A 20417-nucleotide genomic window follows, 5' to 3' on the forward strand; every position below is an offset into this window, starting at 1 on the left:
CGGTCGGTCGGGTCCCGCGTCCGGCTTCGCGGCCGGGCGCGGGACCCGCATTCCTACTGGGCCGCCAGGCCCCACTCCTCGTGGTTGTAGAGGGCTCTCAGCGGTGAGGCCGAGGTGTCGCGCACGTTGACGTACTTGTCGCTGACCAGCACGATCGACGGTGTCGTGACCAGCGGGAGGATGTAGGCGTCGCCGACGACCTTGGCGATGACCTCGTTGGTGCGGGCCGCGGCCTCGGCGGGGTCGACGGTCTGGCGGACGGTGGCGATGAGTTCGTCGATCGTCTTGTTCTCGTTGCCACCGAAGTTGCTGGCCGACGCGCTGCCCCAGAACTGCTTGGGCGCGGTGCTGAACTCCGGTGTCCCGCTCCAGCCGAACAGCACGATGTCGAAGTCGCGTTCGGCGAGGGCGCTGCCGAGTTTGTCGGCGGCGATGGGGTCGAGGGTGATCTCGATGCCGAGTTCGGCCAGGTAGGACTGGATCAGTTCGACGCTGATCTGCCGCATCGGGTGCCCGTCGAGCGAGCGCAGCCGCAACGGCCCGACGTTCTCGCCGTCTTTGGTGAGCTTCCCGTCGACGATCGAGTATCCGGCGGCGGTCAGGATCGCCTTGGCCTTCTCGATGTCGCCGCTGCCCTGTCCGCTGGCGGTGATCTGGTCGGTGAAGTAGGGGCTGGTCGCCTTGAACAGATGGTTGAGGCGCCGCTCGACCTGGTCGGTGACCTGTCCGTAGGTGCGGGCGTTGATGTCGTCGACGTTGATCGCGGTGAGGATCGCCGTGCGCAGCTGGAGGTCCGACAGCCACTTGTTGTGCACGTTGATGTCGACGTGCTCCCAGCTCGGTCCGGTGGCCAGGTCGCTGTAGAGGCCCTGGACACCCCCGGCCTGTTCGGCGACGTCGGCGTCGAGCGCGGCCGGGGCCGAGCCCTGAAGTTCGCCGTTCTCGATGCCGGGCAGCAGTGAGCGGGGGTCGGCGACGACCTTGACGATGAGCTTGTCGAGGGTGGGTTTCACGGCGCCGTACCACTTCTCGTTGGGGACTTTCACGACCTGTTCACCGACGACGGCGGTGTCGATGCGGTAGGGGCCGCCCGACCAGGCGGGGACGGTCTCGGCGAAGTACTTCATCGAGGCGGCCATCTGGGCGGGGTCGTTCTTCCAGTCGTGGCCGGCCGTGGCGGCGACGTGCGCGGGGTAGGACAGCGCGGTCGCCGTGCGCCACTCGGGGTTCTTTTCACCGTCTTTGAGGGTGATGGTGACGGTGCCCTTCTCCGTCTCGGTGATCGACGCGATCTGGCCGCCGTAGGTGGTCGCCGCCGGGCTGCACTCGGTGCAGAGCGACGCGTCGCCGGACAGGGCGTACCAGTACCAGGTGAAGTCGTCGACGCCGATGGGGGTGCCGTCGTCCCAGACGGCCTCGGGCCTGATCTTGTACTGCCAGGACTGCGGGTCCTCCGACAGCAGCTTGGGTTCCTCGACGAGCAGGTCGCGGCTCCATTGCCATGTCGCGTCGGGCTGGAAGCGGCCGGTGAGCGGGAAGACGCCGTGCAGGATCTGGTTGAGGTAGACGGAGTTCCCGCTGGAGGTGGTGTTGTTCCATTCCTCCCAGCCGTTGCTGATGGCCCAGACCATCTCGCCGCCGTCCGCGCGGTCGCCGGAGTTGCAGGCGTTGACGTTGGCGGCGCAGTCGGCGAGTCCACGGCCGGTGCCGGAGGTGCCGTCCTCGGATCCGGCGCAGGAGGCCAGGACCAGCAGCGCGGCCGCGCCGAGGACTGGAATGAGGGTGGTTAACGGGCGCTTTCGGGATAGCAGCATGGGCGCTCCTCGAAGGGCCGAGCACCCGGTGATCTGCTGTGGTCACGGGGTGCACCCGGGGTTTCCGCGGCGCGTCGCCGCGGTGACCATACGGTGGCATAGATTCTTGTCGATGCGCTGCCCCCGGATCGGTCGAATCCCTTTCGTGATTTATCCGTTATCACGGTGAGACACTCCGCTTCAGGGGCGGCCGGGAAGCCCGTGCTAAAGTCGCCGCCATGCGACCCGTGACCCATCGAAGCTGGTGGCGCCGCTGACAGGCGGCGTGGATTTCGCATGTAGTCGTACGCGACCGCCGGGGTGATGGCGGTCGCTTTTTCCTTGGGCGGCCCGGCTCTCCGGTGGGATATCGATCGTTGAGAGCTATCGAGGGCTGTGGGCATGACCAGTGAAGAGTTGACCGCCGGGGGCGCGCGCGTGACCCGGCACACCGAGGAGTTCGACCCGGCGGACCTGCCCGCGATCGTGGCGGCCGTTGAGCACGGGCGCGGGGGCGTGCTCAGTTCGGGCATGGAGTATCCCGGCCGCTACAGCCGCTGGAACCTCGCCTACCTGCATCCTTCCGTCGAGGTCGTCGCACGCGGCCGGACGCTGACCGTGCGTTCGCTCAACGCGCGCGGACTGGTGTTGCTCCCCCTGCTGCGGCGGGCGATCCTGCCCTGCGGGGAGACCGTCGCCGACGAGCCCGGGCTCGTCACCGTGCACGTCCCCGGCAGCGATGCCGTCGTCAGCGAGGAGCAACGGACCCGCCGCCCGTCGGTGTTCACCGCCCTGCGCGCGATGATGGCCGCGATGGCCGGCACCGATCCCCACCTCGGTTTCTACGGCGCCTTCGGCTACGACCTGTCCTTCCAGTTCGAGCCGATCCGGACCGTCCTCGACCGCGCCCCCGGCGACCGCGACCTGGTCCTGCACCTCGCCGACGAGATCTATGTCGTCGACCGCAAGCGGGAACGCGCGCACGTCCACCGCTACGAGTTCGAGGTCGACGGCGAGTCGACCGCCGGTCTCGCCCGCGAGGCCGAGCCCACGCCCTACTCCCCCGCGGCCGTCGTCCCGCCGCCGCCGACGCCCGGCGCCTACGCCGAGATCGTCGAAAAGGCCCGCGAGCGCTTCTACCAGGGCGATCTCTTCGAGGTCACACCGAGCCACACCATGCACGCCGCCTGCGACTCCCCGGGCGCGTTCTACGAGCGGCTGACCGCGGCCAATCCCGCGCCCTACGAGTTCTTCTTCAACCTCGGCGACGGCGAGTACCTCGTCGGCGCCTCCCCGGAGATGTACGTGCGGGTCAGCGGCCCGCCCGGGCGCCGCCGGGTGGAGACGTGCCCGATCGCCGGGACGATCCGCCGGGGCGCCGACCCGCTGGAGGACGCCGTGCGCATCGCCGAGCTGATCGGTTCGGCGAAGGAGGAGTCGGAGCTGACGATGTGCACCGACGTCGACCGCAACGACAAGTCGCGGGTCTGCGTGCCGGGCAGCGTCCAGGTGATCGGGCGCCGCCAGATCGAGCTGTACTCGCGGCTGATCCACACCGTCGACCATGTCGAGGGGACGCTGCGCCCGGAGTTCGACGCGCTCGACGCCTTCCTCACCCACACGTGGGCGGTGACCGTGACGGGTGCGCCGAAGACGTGGGCGATGCAGTTCATCGAGGAGCACGAGGCGACACCGCGCCGCTGGTACGGGGGCGCCGTCGGGTATCTGGGCTTCGACGGGACCGCCAACACCGGCCTGACGCTGCGGACCGCGCAGATCCGCGACGGTCTGGCGACCGTGCGGGCGGGGGCGACTTTGCTGTACGACTCCGACCCGGCGTCGGAGGAGCGCGAGACGCACCTGAAGGCCCGCGCGTTGCTGGAGTCGGTCGGCACGCCGCCCGCGCCGGCCGCCCCGGCGGCGGTGACCGAGCCGGTCGGCGCCGGGCGCCGGATCCTGCTCGTCGACCACCAGGACTCGTTCGTCAACACCCTCGCCGACTACTTCCGCCAGTACGGCGCCGACGTGACCACGCTGCGCTTCGGCTTCCCACCGTCCATGCTGGACACCGACCGGCCCGACCTCGTCGTGCTGTCCCCCGGGCCCGGCCGCCCGAAGGACTTCGACTGCGCGGGGCTGCTGTCCGAACTGGACGGCCGTGGCCTGCCCGCCTTCGGCGTGTGCCTCGGGCTGCAGGCGATGATCGAGCACGGTGGAGGGACCCTCGCGCTGCTGCCCGAACCCGTGCACGGCAAGCCCGGCGTCGTGAAGGTCCTCGGTGGACGGATGCTCGCCGGACTGCCCGACGAGTTCACCGCCGCCAGGTACCACTCGCTGCACGCGAAGGCCGACCAGGTCCGCGGCGGCTTCACCGCCACCGCCATGACCGACGACGTCGTCATGGCGATCGAGGACCACGAACGCCGGCGCTACGGCGTGCAGTTCCACCCCGAGTCGATCCTGACGGCGACCGGCCGGGCCGGGCACACGATCGTGGCGAACGTGCTGGGGCTGGTGGGCGAACGGGCCGGATAGGCCCGATTTTCCGGGACAGCGGGAAGGCTCCTCTCTTCGTTAGGCTGCGGGCGCGAGGAGAGGAGCGGGGCCATGGAGATCCGGTACGGCGACGTCCGCGACTGCGCCAAGAAGGTCCGCGCGGTCGGTGAGGACGTGGCCGAGTTCCTCAACCGCGCCAAGAGCACCCTCGACAAGGCCGCCGAGGGCAACGAGGGGTTCACCGCCGTGAAGGCCTTCGGGGACGTCAACGACAAGCTGCACCGGCAGTCCACCGCCGTCGGCGAGGCCACCGCGAAGGCGGCCGGGGCTCTGAACGCCGCCGTCGACGACCACGAGCGCACCGATCGCTCGGCCAAGAACAATCTCGACGCCGTCGTCGACGCGCTGGGCTGAGGGAGCGCACATGGTGGACTACGCCGAACTCCGGGCCGCCCGGCCGGGCCCGCTGGTGACCGCCGGGGAGAAGGCCGCCTCCGTCGCCCGGGACCTCGACTCCTTCGCCGAGGACGTCCGGATCCAGCGCAAACGCCTGCCGGGACTGTGGTCGGGGAAGGACTCCGACGCCGCGCAGGCGGCGTTCACCACGCAGCAGCGGGACTACGAGCAGGCGACCGCGGCCTATGAGACCGTCGGCAACGCGCTGACCGAACTCGCCGCCGGCATCCAGCACGCCCAGAAGCTGCTCACGCAGGCCCACGAGATGGCGGCGTCGGTGCCGGCGAAGATCTCCGCGGACGGCACCGTCACCGCCGCACCGCCGCCCGAGGCCCGCAAGTCCGACGGCTGGATGGCCAACATCGCCACCGGAACCAAGGCCGTCGCCGACAAGATCGCCGAGGCGCTCAAGGCCGCCAACGAGGCCGACGGCCGCGCGAGCGGCAAGCTGGCCTCGGTGGTCACTCCCGACGCGGCGAACCTCAGCGACGCCGACCTCGCCGGCAAACTGCCCGGCAAGGACGTCGACACCCCGGCGGAGGTCGCCGCCTGGTGGAAGAGCCTGAGTCCCGCCGAGCAGGAGGCCCTGAAGAACGAGTACCCCGGCAAGATCGGCGACCTCGACGGCGTCCCCGCCAAGGACCGCGACGACGCCAACCGCCTCAAGCTCGACAACCGCCAGCAGGAGATCGAAGACCGCGCCCGGCAGATCTACGACAAGCTCCACGACCCGGAGACCACCCCCGAGGAACGCGCGAAGCTCCAGCGCGAGCAACGAGAACTCGGCAAGGAGTGGGCGGCCCTCGACAAGCTGGAGAAGAAACTCGCCGAGGTCGACGCCAAGCCCGGCCCCGACACCCTCCTCCTCAAGTACGACACCGCCGACGACGGCAAGGCGATCGTGTCGATCGGCGACCCGGACAAGGCCGACAACGTCGTGACCTACGTGCCGGGCACGAAAGCCGACCTGGCGACCTTCGGCGAGGACCTCGACCGCTCTTACACCACGCAGCAGGAGGCCGCCGCCGCCGACCCGAACAAGTCGACGGCGTCGATCACCTGGCTCGACTACGACGCCCCGGACAACCCGGCCCTCAACTCGCCGTCGGACTCCTACTTCAAGGCCGGCGCCAAGGATCTCGCCGACTTCCAAAACGGCCTGCGCGAGACCCACGAGGGCCCCGCGAAGTCGAACAACACCGTCCTCGGCCACAGCTACGGCGGTTCGACCGTCGGCTACGCGGCCGACAAGTACGACCTCAAGGCCGACAACATCGTGCACGTCGCCTCACCCGGCAGCGGCCAGGAGGACCGCTCCGAGAAGGCCGACGGGTACGTCGGCAACCCGAAGGTCTACGCCACCCAGGGCGGCGGCGACCAGGTCGCCAACATCGACGTGCACGGACCGCGCACGATCTCACCTGAGTACGGGGCCAAGGTCTTCGACAGCGCCGACGCCGGGCACACCGGCTACTGGTCCAGCAAGGAGTTCAACGACAACGTCGGCAAGATCGTGGTGGGCCGGGGCGACGAGGTGACCGCGCCGAAGGGGAAGGACTTCAACCCCTTCGACCAGCGGCCGATACCGCGGTGGTGAACCGGGTTCAGTCCTCGAACCACAACCCGATCTCCCGCTTCGCCGACTCCGGGGAGTCCGAGGCGTGGATCAGGTTCTCGCGGTTCGACAGCGACAGGTCGCCGCGGATCGTCCCGGGCGCGGCGGCGCGGCCGTCGGTCGCTCCGGCGAGGGCGCGCACGACGGTGATGGCCTCGTCGCCGGACACGATCAGCGACACGAGGGGGCCGCTGGTCATGAACTCCTTCAGCGGCGGGTAGAACGGCTTCTCGACGTGCTCGGCGTAGTGCGCGTCGGCGAGCGCGGCGTCCATGGTGCGCAGCCGCATCGCCTCGATGCGCAGGCCCTTGCGCTCCAGCCGGCCGAGCACCTCGCCGACGAGGCCGCGGGCGACGGCGTCGGGCTTGATCAGGACCAGGGTCTGCTGGGACACGGAAGTGGCCTCCTTGCGGCTTCGGTTGACCGTGGGCGGCCAGCTTAACCGGACGCGGCGGCCGGGCGGGGCCGCAGGGAGCGCTCGTCGAGGGATCGTGCCTGGTGAGGGGCTTGGTGAGACGTGGGCCACTCCGCCGGGCGCGCTCGCCGGGAGTGACCGGCAGGTTGCCCCCGGCGCGCGCGCCGATCTAAGCTGCGCGCAGGGCCCCGGAGGTCCTGTGTCCACAAGGGAGGGACCATGGCGGTACGGCAGCGGCGGCCGGCTCGGCGGCCCATGTCCGGGCGCCTGCTGGGCGCGGGGCTGTTAATACTGCTCTCGCTGTTCACTCTCGCGCTGGCGGCGGGGAGCCGCAGCATCACGGCGGGCCTGCTGGCCTTCCTCCTGCTGGGCGGCGGTGTGGCGATCTTGACGCGTGAGCGCATCAGCAACAAACTGCGCCGGACCCCGCAGGCCGAGCCGCGCAATCCTCCCGGCCCGGTCGAGGAGTTCATCGCCGAGATGCGCGGTGACGACCCCGACGAAGAGGAAGAGGAGGAGGAGCCGCTCGACGAGAGCGAGCTCGCCTCGATCGACGATCTGGAGGCGCGGCTGCGCGTCGACGAGGATCCGTTGCCGCCGCCTCCGCCGCCCCCGGTGGCGCCGAGGCAGCGCCAGCCCGCCTGGGATCCCAAGCCGAAGCCCGGCGACCGCAACGAGCGCTACAGCGGCCATGTCGACGAGCTCGGTGGGCCGCTGGACGACTCGCGGGCCTTCGTGTCGGATGAGACCTTCCTGCCGGCGGCGTCGGTGCGCGACGTGGCGGCGACGCTGGTCGTCGCCGACATCGAGGTGTCGGTGGAGTTCTACACGGGTCTGCTGGGCCTGGTGGAGCTGGACCGTTCGGCCGACGCGGTGCTGCTGGAGGCCGGGTTCGGCCGGGTGCTGCTGGTCCGCCGTCGCGATGACACGCCGGAGCGGCACAGTCCGCTGATGCACCTGGCCCTTGAGGTGTCCGATGTGGACAACGCCTACCTGCAGTTGCAGGACCGGGGTGTGGTGTTCAGCCACGGTCCCCGGGCGGCGATCACCGGCGGGACCTACGAGGTCGTCGCGGCGTCCTTCAGCGACCCCGACGGGCACGGTCTGGCGATCACCGAGATACGGGAGCTGTGACCACGGCGGGCTCGGAGACCGGGCGCCGAAGCCGGCGCGAGCGGCGGAGGCCGTCGGCGCTGAAGATCAGCAGGGCCGCCCAGACCAGCCCGAAGCCGATCCACCGGCCGGGCGGCATCGCCTCGCCGAAGACGGTGACCCCGAAGACGAACTGGAGCACCGGCCCGACGTACTGGATCATGCCCAGCACCGACAGCGGCAGCCGGTTGGCCGCCGCGCCGAAGAACAGCAGCGGCACCGCCGTCACCACGCCGGCGCCGGCGAGCAGCAGCGACTGGGCCCAGGACACCGACGTGAACGTGCCCTCGCCGGCCGCCTCCAGCCAGCCGATGAAGACCAGCGCGGGCAGCGCCATGAACACCGACTCCACGAACAGGCTCTCGGCCGGCGGGAGCCCCAGGCGCTTCTTCACCGCGCCGTAGGCGGCGAAGCTGAAGGCCAGGGTCAGCGCGATCCACGGCGGGTGCCCGTAGTCGATGGTGAGTACCCCGACGGCCAGCGCGCCGACCACCACGGCCGCCCACTGCCACGTGCGCAGGCGCTCCCGGAAGAACAGCACGCCCAGGGCGACCGACACGAGCGGGTTGATGAAGTAGCCGAGCGAGGTCTCCACGACCCGGTCGGCGTTGACGCCGTAGATGTAGACGCCCCAGTTGACCGTGATGACGGTGGCGGCGACGCCCACGCCGAAGAGCTTGCGGCGGTCGCGCAGAAGCGTGCGCAGCGCTCCCGGCCCGTTGAGTGGGTCGCGGCGGCGGCCGCGGAACCACACGCCGCACAGGAGCAGCCCGGTGAAGACCACCGACCAGAGGATGCGGTGGCCGAGGATCTCGACGGGTCCTGCGGGCCGCAGGAGCTTCCAGTACAAGGGGACCAGGCCCCACAGGCCGTACGCCGCGAAGGCGAACGCGTAGCCACGGCGGGTGTCGCTCACCGCGCAAACGTACGGGGCGGTGTGGGTACCCGCAACTTACCGGCGGGCGCCGGTGAGGCCGCCTGCGAGGCTGGTGGCGGGCGGGACGCGGTGCCTGTGCCGAAGCTCACCGGGAGGCACGGCGAGGCTGCCCGCGCCCGACCGGAACACGCGCTTCCCTCGGCATCCCCAGGGGTCCCGACAAGCACGGTACGGACGGATCGCGGCGTTCTCCGCCGGGGCGCCTACTTCTCGACGTCCTTGTTCACCAGGTCGGCGTGCTCGGCGAGGAAGGGTTCGAGGCCGTCGTCGGCGATGGCCTTCCACAGGTCCTTCGCGGTGTCCTCGGCGACCAGCACCTCCGCCGCCCCGATGGTCTGCGGGGTCGTCGGCACCTTCACCATCGTCATCGCGCCCGGTTTGATGCCGCGCAGGGTGTAGGCGACGTCGGTCGGGCGCATCCCCGTCGGGCACTGCACGGTCAAGGTGGCGCCGACCTTCTCGATCAGCGTCGTGATCTTGGTCGGATCCGACAGGTAGCCCTGCTCCTCGGCCCGCTTCAGCAGCGACTTGACGAAACGCTGCTGCATGCGCTGGCGCGCGAAGTCGCCGTCCGCGTACATCTTGCGCTGGCGGACGATGTCGAGCGCGTCCTTGGCCTGGTACTCCTTGCAGCCCTTCTTGAAGGTCTTGTAGCTGTGGATGGAGGTGATGGTCTCCTCAAGGCACAGCTCGACACCGCCGACGAGGTCGACGACCTCCTTGAAGCTGTTGAAGTTGATGATGGCCGCGCCGTCGAACTTCAGGTCGGTGAAACCGCTGACGGTCTCGGCGAGGAGCTTGAAGCGCTTGGCGCGGGTGTCGCCGCCGAAGACGTAGGCGGCGTTGACGCGCTCCTCACAGCCGGTCTCGCCGTCCCAGCAGCGCGGGATCTTCACCCACAGGTCCCGTGGGATCGAGATCAGATAGGCCTTGTCGAGGCCCTTCGGGATGTGCAGGATCATGATCGTGTCGGTGCGCGCCTCGGCGTCGACGTCCTTGGCGTCGCGCGAGTCGGTGCCGATCATGAGGAAGTTCAGCGGCCCGTTCGTGGCGACGTAGTCGACGCCGGTCTGGACGGCGGTCTCGCCGAGCAGGTCCTCCTCGACGACGGCGTCGTTGACCGTCTCGGTGAGCATGCGCGCGTAGACCACCGCGCCGCCCGAGGCGGCCATGAGCAGGACGCCGCAGAACACCAGGATCTTCGCCCACAGCGGACTTCTGCGCCGATCACGGCTCGTGCCGCGCTCGCCGTCACCACGACGCTTCCAGGCCATGATCGTCCGTCCTCGATGAAGGTGAAAGTCTCTTCATGGAGGAAAACGCGTTCAGATGACGGATCGGTTGCGCCGGAGAGGACCGTGACCAATCCGACGCCGAGTCGAGATCAAAGATCACGGACCGGCGGGCGCGACAGCACCCTCCGCACGTGCAGCGAGTACAGCCACACCAGGGCGAACACCACGCCGATCGCGGTGAGCATCCAGTGGAGGGGATAGCAGGCGAGCAGTGCGGCCTGGACGGCCCAGCCCGCGTGCCACGCCCACGGGCGTCGCATCATCCCGGCGAGCGCCATCGACGCGACCGACAGCGCGACCACGACACCGATCGCCAGGCCGACGTTGGGCACGTCGAGCATGTTCAAGGGCGCGATCGCCAGCAGGAGGACGAGCCCTTCCAGGGCGAGCACCATCGCGCCGAGACCGCGGACGGCCCGCTGGGGGTCGCGCAGGCCCGAGCGTGTCGCGTCGTCCGCGTCATTGGGCTCGGCCTGGTCGACGGCGTCTTCGCGCACCTGTTCCACGCCAGCCATGGTACGGGGGTGGGGGCGGTCACTCCCTGACGAGCAGGGTGCGGGCCTCCCCGACGAGGTAGGCCGAGCCGGTGATGAGGACGCCCGAGGCGCCGAGGGTGATGCCGGAGGCGTCCTCGGCGCGCTGGACGGCCAGTTCGATCGCCTCGGGCAGGGACGGCTCGGACTGCACGCGCTCCTCGCCCATGATGTCCTCGGCGATGCGGGTGAGCTTCGCCGGCGCCATCGCCCGGGGGTTGGTGCTGCGGGTGACGATGAGCTGGTCGGTGATGGGCTCCAGGAGCTCCAGCATGCCCGCGACGTCCTTGTCGGCGACGACGCCGATGACCACGACGAGGCGTTCGAAACCGAACTCCTCGCTGACGGCCTTGACGGTGGCGGCCATGCCGTGCGGGTTGTGGGCGACGTCGAGGAGGACCGTCGGCGCGGTCCGGACGCGTTCCATCCGGCCCGGTGAGGTGACCTGTGCGAAGCCCTCGCGCACGACCTCGGCGTCGAGTCCGGCGCCGAGCAGCGACTCGACGGCGGCGAGCGCGATGGCCGCGTTCTGCGCCTGGTGGCCGCCGTGGAGGGGGACGAAGACCTCTTCGTAGCGTTCCCCGATGCCCTGGAGGGTGAGGACCTGGCCGCCGAAGGCGAGGTAGCGCTCGGTGACGCCGAAGTCCTTGCCTTCGCGCATCACGGTGGCGCCGACCTGGGCGGAGCGGCGCAGGAGGGGTTCGAGGGCCTCGGGTTCCTGTTCGGCGGTGACGAGGGTGGCGCCCTTGTGGATGATGCCGGCCTTCATGTCGGCGATGTCCTCGATGCGGTCGCCGAGCCATTCGGTGTGGTCGAGCCCGATGGGCGTGACGACCGCCACTTCGGCGCCGAGGACGTTGGTGGCGTCGGTCTCGCCGCCGAGACCGACCTCGATGACGCCGACGTCGACGGGCGCGTCGGCGAAGGCGGCGAAGGCGAGGGCCGTGGTGACGTCGAAGTAGGTGAGGCTCTCGTCGTACTTCTCGTCGGCCAGCTTCGCGAGGGGCGCGACCTCCCGGTAGACGCGGACGAAGTCGTCTTCGGAGATGTACTCGCCGTCGATGCTGACGCGTTCGACGATGGAGCGCAGGTGGGGGCTGGTGTAGCGCCCGGTGCGCAGGCCGTGGGCCCGCAGCAGCGACTCGATCATGCGCGCGGTCGTGGTCTTGCCGTTGGTCCCGGTGATGTGGATCGAACGGAACGCGCGCTCGGGGTTGCCGAGAAGGTCGAGGAGCGCTTTGATGCGTTCGAGCTTGAAGACCCAGCGGCTGAAGCCGCGAGCCTCCAGCTCGGCGTTGACGGCGGCGAAGTCTTCGGTCACCTGGTCAGGGTAGACGCGGCTTCCGGCGCCCGCACTCCTACCCGAACAACCCTTCGCCCCAGAACCCGCCGGGCCCCTTCACCCCCGGCGGGCAGGCGAACAAACCGCTGCCCACGTGCCGGATGTACTCGTTGAGCACGTCCGAGGCCAGATTGAGCTGCACCGGCACGAACCCGGTCCGCGGGTCACGCTGGTAGGCGATGAAGAACAGCCCCGCGTCCAGCCTGCCCAGCCCGTCCGAGCCGTCGGTGAAGTTGTACCCCCGCCGCAGCATGCGCGCGCCGTTGGTCGTCGAGTGGTGGGCGAGCCGGACGTGGGCCTGCATGGGGATGGCCGGGGTCCCGTCGGCGCCGGCCTTGCCGAAGTCGAGCTCGTCGAACTCCTTGACGCCGCCGAGGGGCGCGCCCGAGCCCTTGGTCCGGCCGATGATCGTCTCCTGCTCGCCGAGGGGCGTCCGGTCCCAGGTCTCGATCGTCATCCGGATGCGGCGGGTGACCACATAGGACCCGCCGGCCATCCACGCCGGGCCTTCGCCTTCGGGCACCCACACGTGCTCGCCGAGCAGCGCGGTGTCCTCGGCCTTGAGGTTGTTGGTCCCGTCCTTGAAGCCCATCATGTTGCGCGGGGTCGTCTGCTCCCGCGAGGTCGCCGAGGTCCGGCCGAAACCGAGCTGCGACCAGCGCACCGAGACCTTCCCGAAGCCGATCCGCGCGAGGTTGCGGATCGCGTGCACGGCGACCTGCGGGTCGTAGGCGCAGGCCTGGACGCACAGGTCGCCGTCGGAGATCTCGGGCCGCAGGGCATCGCCGACGAAGTGCGGCAGCTCGGCGAGCGCCTCGGGTTTGCGGTCGGCGAGGCCGAAGCGGTCGCGGCCTTCGGCGTCGACGAACAGCGAGGGCCCGAAACCGATGGTCAGCGTCAGCCCGCCGGGCGGCAGGTCGAGGGCCTCGCCGGTGTCGTCGGGCGGCGCCGCGGGGTGGCCGTCGACGGCGCCGGTCGCCCCCGCGGGGCGACCGGCGGTCATCTGTGCGGCGGCCTCGCTCCAGGCGCGCAGCAGTGCGACCAGGTCGTCCCTCGACTCGGTGATCAGGTCGAAGGCCGCGAAGTGCAGACGGTCCTGCGCGGGCGTGACGATCCCGGCCTGGTGCTCGCCGTAGAACTCGATCGGCCCGTCCACGTCGGCCGCGTGCGCGGTCCCTTGTGGACCGTAGGCGATCGAGGCGCCCGCGACGCCGACGGCGACACCCGCGCCGCCGACGACCCCGAGCATCGCCCGGCGTGACAGTCCGCTCTGGTCGGTGCTGCTGCTCATGTCGTTTCCCCTACTGGGTCGGCAGGACCTTGGCGCCGACGTGGCTCAGCGGCTCGGCGAGCGCGTTGATCACGTCGGACAGCTCCTTGAGGTCGGCGTCGGTCAGCTCGGTGTGCAGCTTCCAGCCGTCGCCCTTCCTGTGCTGCGCCAGGGTGTCGTTGACGTTCTTGAAGGCGGTGTCGAGGGTGCCGAGGAAGGCCGCGTCGCGTGCGGCGAGGACCGGGCGCAGCGCCTCGATGGCCTGCTGGGCACCGCTGATGTTGGCGTTGAAGTCCCACAGGTCGGTGTGCGAGAACTCGTCCTCCTCACCGGTCATCTTGGTGCTGGCGACCTCGTCGAGGAGTTCCTTGGCGCCGTTGCCGACCTGGGCGGCGGTCAGTTCGGCGCCCTTGGCCTTCTCGGCGATCTCCTTGACGTCGGTGAGCAGCTTGTCGGCCATCTCACCGGACTTGGAGATGTCCTTGGTCTCCCACAGGTCCTTCTCCAGCTTGTGGAAGCCGGTGAACTCGCCGCCCTCGGGCACGTCGCCTTCGCGGCCGTCGATGATCGGGTCGAGGTCGCCGAAGATCTCGGCGACGGGCTCGATGCGCTCCCACGGCTCGCGGGCGAGCGGGAAGAGGCGCTTGGCCTCGTCGGCGTCGCCCTTCTTGACGGCCTCGGTGAACTGGCCGGTCAGGGTGACGAGCTCGTCGGCCTGGGTGGCGACGTACTGCTTGTAGGTAGCCACGGCGGCGGCCAGTTCGGCGTCGTCGGCCGCGGCGGCGTCGTCACCGGTGACGGTGAGGGTCTGGCGGATGCCGTCGCCGACCATGCCGGGCTTGCAGGTGCCCTGGTAGGAGCCCGACTTCAGCGGCACGGTGAGCTTGCGGGACAGGCCGGGGGCGATGTTCTCCACCTCACCGACGATGAGGTCGTCGGGTCCGTAGACGTAGAACTCGGTGACCTGCGTGCCCTTGTTCTCGACCGCGAAGGTGTAGTTGCCGGTGGTCAGGTCGGTCTTGGAGAGCGTGCACTCGGTGTCGGTGGCGGTGACCGCGATCTCGTTGCCGGCGGGCGTTTCGCCGCCGCCGGCGTCGTCACCGCCGCAGCCGGCGAGTGCCAGGGCGACCGTCGCGGCGAGTGCGCCGCCGATCATCAGCCGGTTGTGGGGGGCGTTCATTTCTGCGCGGTCTCCTTCGTGGACGTCGCGTCGTCGGCGACGGGTTCTGCGGCGGGGGCGGACGGCTTGGCCGGCCAGAGGAAGAAGACGAGCACGACCACCACGTAGGCGGCCCAGGCGATCGTCTCCAGGACGGTGGGCGCGGGCGTGAAGTTGAACAGGCCGCGCACGAGTTCGGCGTACCACTCGGTGGGCGGGAAGCTCGCCGAGATGTCGAAGGCGTGGTCGTTGAGTCCGGGGAGGACGTTGGCCTCCTGGAAGTCGTGCACGCCGTACTTGAGGATCCCGCCGGCCACGAAGACCAGCAGGACGCCGGTCCAGGTGAAGAACCTGCCGAGGTTGATCCGCACGGCGCCGAGGTAGAGCAGGACCCCGATGACGACGGAGGTCGCCACCCCGCCGGTCAGCGCGAGCAGCGGCCCGTTGCCGCCGGTGTTCTGCGCGGCGGCGTAGAAGATCAGGCTCGTCTCGATGCCTTCGCGGACGACGGCGAGGAAGGCCATCACCAGGACGGCGAAGCCGCCGACGGCGATGGCCTCGGCGAGTTTGGCGGTGAGGTCGCCCTTGAGCCGGCGGGAGACCTTGCGCATCCAGAAGATCATCCAGGTCACGAACAGCACGGCCAGGACCGAGGTGATCGCCTCGAAGAGCTCCCGGTCGCTCGGATCGGCCAGCAGGCTCGTCTCGGTGTAGCTCAGCAGGTACCCGAAGAGGACGGAGACCGCGACGGCGGCGCCGACGCCGAGCCAGATGAGGGGCAGGCGGTTGCGCCGGTCGGCTTTGACGACGAAGGCGACGAGGATGGAGACGACGAGGGTCGCCTCCAGGCCTTCGCGCAGGCCGATGAGGTAGATCCCGAGGTTCGGCACGACTGGCTCCGGGGATGACGGCGGATGTTCGGGGAAGCTCGGTAAGGCTCACCATTGCTAGGTAAGCCTTGCCTTGGTCACCTTAGTGACGGTTCGGGTGAGCATGTCAAGCTGAGATCCGCCTGAGAGCACAGAAGGAGCCGAATCGTTACCCGGCGATCACGGAAAGCGGTTTCATTTCGCGATCCGGAGTGCCGTGGGGACACAGGGGACGGTCGCGCGACCGGCGGCACGATCGGGGCGGGCACCGTGCCGCAAGCGTCCGCCTCACCGTGACCAAGCCCACCGAGGGGCGGCGCCCGACCCGCCCGGCCGATCACGGTCCGCACGCGCCGCCCGCACTGTCCGTGCGCGCGACCGGACCACGTCGTGGCATTTGCCGGACGAGTCCCGGTTCGGCTCCCACCGGGACCGGTCGGCGAGGGTCCGGCGGTGAACGGCCGCCGGGCACCCGGCCCGTCGTGGCCGTGAAAATAAGGTGGCGCCCGCCGCGCGACCTGCCGAGAATCCCCCGGTGACGTTCTCCGCCCTGCTCGGCCATGCCCGCCCGCCTTCGCGGCTGGCCGGCCGCCTCTCCCTCCAGTCGCTGCTGTTCGCCCTCGGCGACGGCGCGTTCATGACCGGGTCGGCGGTGTTCTTCACCAAGATCGTCGGCCTGTCGCCCGCCCAGGTCGGCATCGGCCTGACGATCGCGGGCGTCGCCGCCTTCCTCGCCGCCGTACCGATGGGCAAGCTCGTCGACCGCTTCGGGCCGAAGCGGATGTGGGCGGTGAGCGCCGCCGCGCTGGCGTGCGTGTTCGCGGTCTGGCCGTTCGTCACCGACTTCACGGGCTTCGTCGTGCTGGCCGTGTGCATCGAGGTGATCGGCGCGCTCGGCTTCTCCGCGCAAGGGGCGTACACGCTCGACGTGCTGCCGCCGGACGAGCGGGTCCGGTCGCGCGCCTACATGTACTCCGCACTCAACCTCGGCTTCACCCTCGGCGCCGCGATCGGCGGGGTCGCGCTCGCCTTCCGCTCCACCGACGTCCTGCACGCGCTGCCCTGGTTCACCGCCGCGGTGTCCCTGGTCAACGCGGTCGCGGTCACCCGGCTGCCTCGTGCCCCGCACGACCTGCGCACCCCGACGGAACGCAAGACGCGCATCCCCGGGCCCGGTCCGCTGCGCAACCCCGGCTGGCTGTTCACCGGGTTCCTGACCGGCGTGTTCTGGACCAACCAGGCGGTGCTGAACGTCGTCATCCCGCTGTGGCTGGTCCAGCAGACCGACGCCCCGCCCGTGCTGCTGGCCTTCCTGTTCGGCACCAACACGGTGATGTGCATCGTCCTGCCGATGGCCGCCGCCCGCGGGGTCAAGAACATCCCGACAGCGCTGAAGGCCATTCGGCTGTCCTCGACCCTGTTCGTCGTCTCCTGCCTGATCACGCTCGCGACGCACGAGACCATCGGCTGGGCGACGATCGCGCTGGTCTGGCTGGGCCACATCGCCCTGACCGGCGCCGAGCTCTACATGTCGGCGGCGACCTGGACCTTCGAGGCCGAGCTCATGGACCCGCGCCGGCGGGGCGCCTACCAGGGCGCCGCCGAACTGACCATCACCCTCGGCAAGGTCGGGGCACCCGCGGCCTACACCTTCCTCGCGTTGAGCTGGGGAGCCGCCGGCTGGCTGGTGATCGCCGGGGTCATCGTGGTGGCGACCGTCTTCATCCACCCGGCCACCCGGATGGCCCGCCGCTTCCTGGAACGGCACGTCCCCGCCGACGTGCTGGCCGCCGCCAGTGCCTCCGGCGGCGACGACGGCGAACCGGCCGCAACGCCGTCGCCGAAGGGCGACGTGGTGGTCGCCGCGGGAGACGGCCGCTAGCGACCGACGATCGGGGCGGCGGGGAGAGCGTCCCCTCCGCCGCCGCGATGCGTCGAGAAGGCCCGGGCCGAGTCCGGTGTCACCCGCGACCAGTGCCTCCGGCAGCGTCGCCGACGGCAGCGGCAGCGGCAGCGGCAGCGGCAGCGGCAGCGGCAGCGGCAGCGGGTGGAGGGTGACCTCCGGCCGCTCCCGGCAGGCGCCGAGCACGACGTCGCACGGACCGAAGCGGCCCTCCCTCCACACCGCCGCGCGTGCCCGGCCGCTCCCGGCAGGCGCCGAGCACGACGTCGCACGGACCGAACGGGCCCCGGGCACCCGTGCGGTGGGTCGCGATCCGCCCGGCGCGAGGAAACGTCCTCTCCCCCACGAAGGAACGGCCCCCGCCCGAAGGCGGAGGCCGTCCCCTGTGCTCGGTGCGCGTCAGCCCTCCGGCAGGGCCGCCAGCGCCGCCGTGATCCGCTCGATCGCGGCGGCGGCCGCGGCCTCCCGCTCACGGATGCCCGCGACGACGTTCTCCGGCGCCTTGCCCAGGAAACCCTCGTTGCCGAGCTTGCGGCGGCACTGCTCCAGCTCCTTCTCGGCGGCCGTGCGGTCCTTGGCGAGGCGGGCGCGTTCGGCGGCGACGTCGATCGTCCCGCGCGTATCGAAGGCGACCGTCACGTCCCCGTCGATGGCCAGCGAGGCCGTCTCGGCGAAGTCGTCGCCGGGCTCGCCCAAGCGGGCCAGCGCGCGGATCAGCGCCTCGTCGCCGCCGATCCCGGCGGAGTCGAGGCCGGTCAGCCGCGTCGAGACCCGCTGACTGGGCTTGACACCCTGGTCGCTGCGGAAACGCCGGATCTCACCGACGACCCGCTGGATCGCCGTGACCCGCGCCTCGGCGACGTCGTCGAGGTAGGCCTCACGCGGGGCCGGCCACGGCGCCGTCATCACCGACTCGCCGAGCTGGTCGCCGCGCGTCAACGCCAGCCACAGCTCCTCGGTCACGAAGGGGATCAGCGGGTGCAGCAGCCGCAGCAGCGTTTCGAGGACCTCCCCGAGCACCCGGCGGGTCCGCTCGGCGGCCACACCACCCTCGGCGAGGACCGGCTTGATCAGCTCCAGGTACCAGTCGCAGACGTCGTCCCACGCGAAGTGCCGCAACGTGTCCGACAGTTTGGCGAACTCGTAGTCGGCGTAGAACTCGTCGACGGCGGCGATCGTGTGGTTGAGCCGCGACAGGATCCAGCGGTCGGGCGTCGACAGGCCTTCCGCGGCCGGCAGCTCGCCCTCGGTCGTGGCGCCCGAGATCAGCGCGAAGCGCGTGGCGTTCCACAGCTTGTTGCAGAAGTTCCGCGAGGCCTGCACCCAGTCCTCGCCGATCGGCACGTCCACGCCGGGGTTGGCGCCCAGCGCGAGGGTGAACCGCAGCGAGTCGGCGCCGTAGCGGTCCATCCACTCGATCGGGTCGATGGTGTTGCCGAAGGACTTCGACATCTTCTTGCCGAACTGGTCGCGGACCATCCCGTGCAGCACGATCTCGCCGAAGGGGATCGCCTTCGCCGGCTCGGCGTCCTTGAAGGCGTACAGCCCGAACATCATCATCCGGGCGACCCAGAAGAAGAGGATGTCGTAGCCGGTCAGCAGGATCGCGTTCGGATAGAACTTCGCCAGGTCCGGCGTCTCGTCCGGCCAGCCCATCGTCGAGAAGGGCCACAGCGCCGACGAGAACCACGTGTCGAGCACGTCGGGATCCTGGACGTAGCCGGCCGGCGGCTCCTCGCCTTCGGCGAGGCACACCTGCTCACCGTTCGGGCCGTGCCAGATCGGGATCCGGTGCCCCCACCACAGCTGCCGCGAGATGCACCAGTCGTGCAGGTTGTCGACCCAGGCGAAGTAGCGCTTCTCCATCTCCGGCGGCGAGACCTTCACACGGCCGTCGCGCACCGCGTCCCCGGCCTCCTTGGCCAGCGGCGCGACCTTCACGAACCACTGCTTCGACAGGCGCGGCTCGATCGTCGTCTTGCAGCGCGAACAGTGCCCGACGGCGTGCACGTACGGGCGCTTCTCGGCCACGATCCGGCCCTGCTCGCGCAGCGCGGCCACGATCGCCGGGCGCGCCTCGAAACGGTCGAGGCCGAGGAACGGGCCGTGCGCGGTGATGACCGCGCGCTCGTCCATGACGGTGATCGACGGCAGGCCGTGCCGGCGGCCGATCTCGAAGTCGTTGGGGTCGTGGGCCGGGGTGACCTTCACCGCGCCGGTGCCGAACTCCGGGTCGACGTGCTCGTCGGCCACGATCGGGATCCGGCGGCCGGTCAGCGGCAGCTCGATCTCGGTGCCGACCAGGTGCCGGTAGCGCTCGTCGCCGGGGTGGACGGCCACGGCGGTGTCGCCGAGCATCGTCTCCGCCCGGGTCGTGGCCACCACGATCGCGTTCTCGCCGTCGCCGTAGCGGATCGACACGAGCTCGCCGTCGTCGTCGCTGTGGTCGACCTCGATGTCGCTGATCGCGGTCTGGCAGCGCGGGCACCAGTTGATGATGCGCTCGGCGCGGTAGATCAGCTCGTCGTCGTAGAGGCGCTTGAAGATCGTGCGGACCGCCCGCGACAGGCCCTCGTCCATGGTGAAGCGCTCGCGGTCCCAGTCGACGGAGTCACCGAGCCGCTTCATCTGGTCGAGGATCTGCCCGCCCGACTCCTCCTTCCACTGCCAGACCTTCTCCACGAAGGCCTCGCGGCCGAGGTCGTGGCGCGACACGCCCTCCGAGGCGAGCTTGCGCTCCACCACGTTCTGGGTGGCGATCCCGGCGTGATCCATGCCGGGCTGCCACAGGGCCTCGAAGCCCTGCATGCGCTTGCGGCGGATCACCGTGTCGATGAGGGTGTGCTCGAAGGCGTGCCCGACGTGCAGGTTGCCGGTCACGTTGGGCGGTGGGATGACGATGCAGTAGGCCGGTTTGTCGCTGTCGGTCTCGGCCCGGAACCGGCCGTCGGCTACCCACCGCTCGTAACGCGCCGACTCGACCTCGGCGGGCGCGTACTGGGACGGAAGGGACGCTCTGGGCTGCGGTTCGGGTGCGTTCGTCACGGCCTGAGTTTACGTACGGGCGAAGTGGGCGGTCACCCCGGTTTCGGTGCCGCGAGGGCCCCCCGGCGAGTTCTGCCGCCGATGGGGACACGATGGGTCATATCCTCACCGAAACCGCCGGACACGACCCACAGGAG

The 20417-nt window shown here is 70.3% G+C and carries 15 protein-coding genes; 5 read left to right on the forward strand and 10 right to left on the reverse strand.

Annotated features, from left to right (window positions below; genetic code table 11):
- Positions 1 to 53: 53 nt before the first annotated feature.
- Positions 54 to 1814 carry an ABC transporter family substrate-binding protein gene (locus HNR73_RS03545; RefSeq protein WP_184785814.1) on the reverse strand — a complete coding sequence of 587 codons (1761 nt, stop codon included), beginning with the start codon at positions 1812 to 1814 and terminating at the stop codon, positions 54 to 56.
- A gap of 381 nt (positions 1815 to 2195) precedes the next feature.
- Here HNR73_RS03545 and HNR73_RS03550 point away from each other — a divergent pair, with 381 nt between their 5' ends.
- The 3 genes from HNR73_RS03550 to HNR73_RS03560 all read left to right on the forward strand — a co-directional run bounded on the left by HNR73_RS03550 (position 2196) and on the right by HNR73_RS03560 (position 6342).
- Entirely contained in the window at positions 2196 to 4328 is a 2133-nt protein-coding gene (locus HNR73_RS03550; protein ID WP_184785815.1) for an anthranilate synthase component I, read from the forward strand.
- Between the two features lie 72 nt (positions 4329 to 4400).
- Positions 4401 to 4703, forward strand: coding sequence for a hypothetical protein (locus tag HNR73_RS03555; RefSeq protein ID WP_184785816.1), 303 nt, complete (start codon positions 4401 to 4403; stop codon positions 4701 to 4703).
- A gap of 10 nt (positions 4704 to 4713) precedes the next feature.
- A complete protein-coding gene (locus HNR73_RS03560) occupies positions 4714 to 6342 on the forward strand; it encodes an alpha/beta hydrolase (protein ID WP_184785817.1) in 1629 nt (542 codons plus the stop codon).
- A gap of 7 nt (positions 6343 to 6349) precedes the next feature.
- On the opposite strand, the gene ndk is transcribed toward HNR73_RS03560, so the two are convergent.
- Complete coding sequence (gene ndk / locus HNR73_RS03565) at positions 6350 to 6754, reverse strand: nucleoside-diphosphate kinase (RefSeq protein ID WP_184785818.1); 405 nt, start codon at positions 6752 to 6754, stop codon at positions 6350 to 6352.
- Between the two features lie 240 nt (positions 6755 to 6994).
- Between ndk and HNR73_RS03570 the strand changes: the two genes are divergently transcribed.
- Complete coding sequence (locus tag HNR73_RS03570) at positions 6995 to 7909, forward strand: VOC family protein (protein WP_184785819.1); 915 nt, start codon at positions 6995 to 6997, stop codon at positions 7907 to 7909.
- Here HNR73_RS03570 and rarD read toward each other — a convergent pair.
- The 7 genes from rarD to efeU form a co-directional block, all read right to left on the reverse strand.
- Entirely contained in the window at positions 7887 to 8843 is a 957-nt protein-coding gene (gene rarD / locus HNR73_RS03575; RefSeq protein WP_184785820.1) for an EamA family transporter RarD, read from the reverse strand. The two genes, HNR73_RS03570 and rarD, sit on opposite strands and share 23 nt — an antisense overlap.
- A 224-nt stretch (positions 8844 to 9067) precedes the next feature.
- Positions 9068 to 10138, reverse strand: coding sequence for an LCP family protein (locus tag HNR73_RS03580; protein ID WP_184785821.1), 1071 nt, complete (start codon positions 10136 to 10138; stop codon positions 9068 to 9070).
- Between the two features lie 110 nt (positions 10139 to 10248).
- Positions 10249 to 10674, reverse strand: a complete 426-nt coding sequence (locus tag HNR73_RS03585; protein WP_184785822.1) for a DUF4233 domain-containing protein — start codon at positions 10672 to 10674, stop codon at positions 10249 to 10251.
- A 19-nt stretch (positions 10675 to 10693) separates the two neighbouring features.
- Entirely contained in the window at positions 10694 to 12013 is a 1320-nt protein-coding gene (locus tag HNR73_RS03590) for a bifunctional folylpolyglutamate synthase/dihydrofolate synthase (protein ID WP_184785823.1), read from the reverse strand.
- Positions 12014 to 12050: 37 nt separating this feature from the next.
- Positions 12051 to 13325: an iron uptake transporter deferrochelatase/peroxidase subunit gene (efeB, locus tag HNR73_RS03595; RefSeq protein WP_184785824.1), complete on the reverse strand. Its 1275-nt coding sequence runs from the start codon at positions 13323 to 13325 to the stop codon at positions 12051 to 12053.
- Between the two features lie 10 nt (positions 13326 to 13335).
- On the reverse strand, positions 13336 to 14484 hold the full coding sequence (gene efeO / locus HNR73_RS03600) for an iron uptake system protein EfeO (RefSeq protein WP_184785825.1): 1149 nt from the start codon (positions 14482 to 14484) through the stop codon (positions 13336 to 13338).
- Complete coding sequence (gene efeU, locus HNR73_RS03605; protein ID WP_239122008.1) at positions 14481 to 15353, reverse strand: iron uptake transporter permease EfeU; 873 nt, start codon at positions 15351 to 15353, stop codon at positions 14481 to 14483. Before efeU ends, efeO begins: the two co-directional genes overlap by 4 nt.
- A 514-nt stretch (positions 15354 to 15867) precedes the next feature.
- Between efeU and HNR73_RS03610 the strand changes: the two genes are divergently transcribed.
- Positions 15868 to 17214 (forward strand): MFS transporter, encoded by a 1347-nt coding sequence (locus tag HNR73_RS03610; RefSeq protein WP_184785826.1) that lies wholly within the window; start codon positions 15868 to 15870, stop codon positions 17212 to 17214.
- Between the two features lie 420 nt (positions 17215 to 17634).
- On the opposite strand, the gene HNR73_RS03615 is transcribed toward HNR73_RS03610, so the two are convergent.
- On the reverse strand, positions 17635 to 20280 hold the full coding sequence (locus HNR73_RS03615; RefSeq protein WP_184785827.1) for a valine--tRNA ligase: 2646 nt from the start codon (positions 20278 to 20280) through the stop codon (positions 17635 to 17637).
- Positions 20281 to 20417: the final 137 nt, after the last annotated feature.

The sequence above is a fragment of the Phytomonospora endophytica genome, from assembly GCF_014202425.1.
In the GTDB taxonomy this organism is placed as follows: domain Bacteria; phylum Actinomycetota; class Actinomycetes; order Mycobacteriales; family Micromonosporaceae; genus Phytomonospora; species Phytomonospora endophytica.

What these genes read in the sequence shown, in the direction of transcription:
- HNR73_RS03585 (WP_184785822.1), bottom strand. Translation starts at nt 10,674, where the DNA reads ATGGCTGGCGTGGAACAGGTGCGCGAAGACGCCGTCGACCAGGCCGAG.
- HNR73_RS03550 (WP_184785815.1), top strand. Translation starts at nt 2,196, where the DNA reads ATGACCAGTGAAGAGTTGACCGCCGGGGGCGCGCGCGTGACCCGGCAC.
- HNR73_RS03555 (WP_184785816.1), top strand. Translation starts at nt 4,401, where the DNA reads ATGGAGATCCGGTACGGCGACGTCCGCGACTGCGCCAAGAAGGTCCGC.
- HNR73_RS03570 (WP_184785819.1), top strand. Translation starts at nt 6,995, where the DNA reads ATGGCGGTACGGCAGCGGCGGCCGGCTCGGCGGCCCATGTCCGGGCGC.
- efeB (WP_184785824.1), bottom strand. Translation starts at nt 13,325, where the DNA reads ATGAGCAGCAGCACCGACCAGAGCGGACTGTCACGCCGGGCGATGCTC.
- HNR73_RS03545 (WP_184785814.1), bottom strand. Translation starts at nt 1,814, where the DNA reads ATGCTGCTATCCCGAAAGCGCCCGTTAACCACCCTCATTCCAGTCCTC.
- HNR73_RS03580 (WP_184785821.1), bottom strand. Translation starts at nt 10,138, where the DNA reads ATGGCCTGGAAGCGTCGTGGTGACGGCGAGCGCGGCACGAGCCGTGAT.
- HNR73_RS03560 (WP_184785817.1), top strand. Translation starts at nt 4,714, where the DNA reads ATGGTGGACTACGCCGAACTCCGGGCCGCCCGGCCGGGCCCGCTGGTG.
- efeO (WP_184785825.1), bottom strand. Translation starts at nt 14,484, where the DNA reads ATGAACGCCCCCCACAACCGGCTGATGATCGGCGGCGCACTCGCCGCG.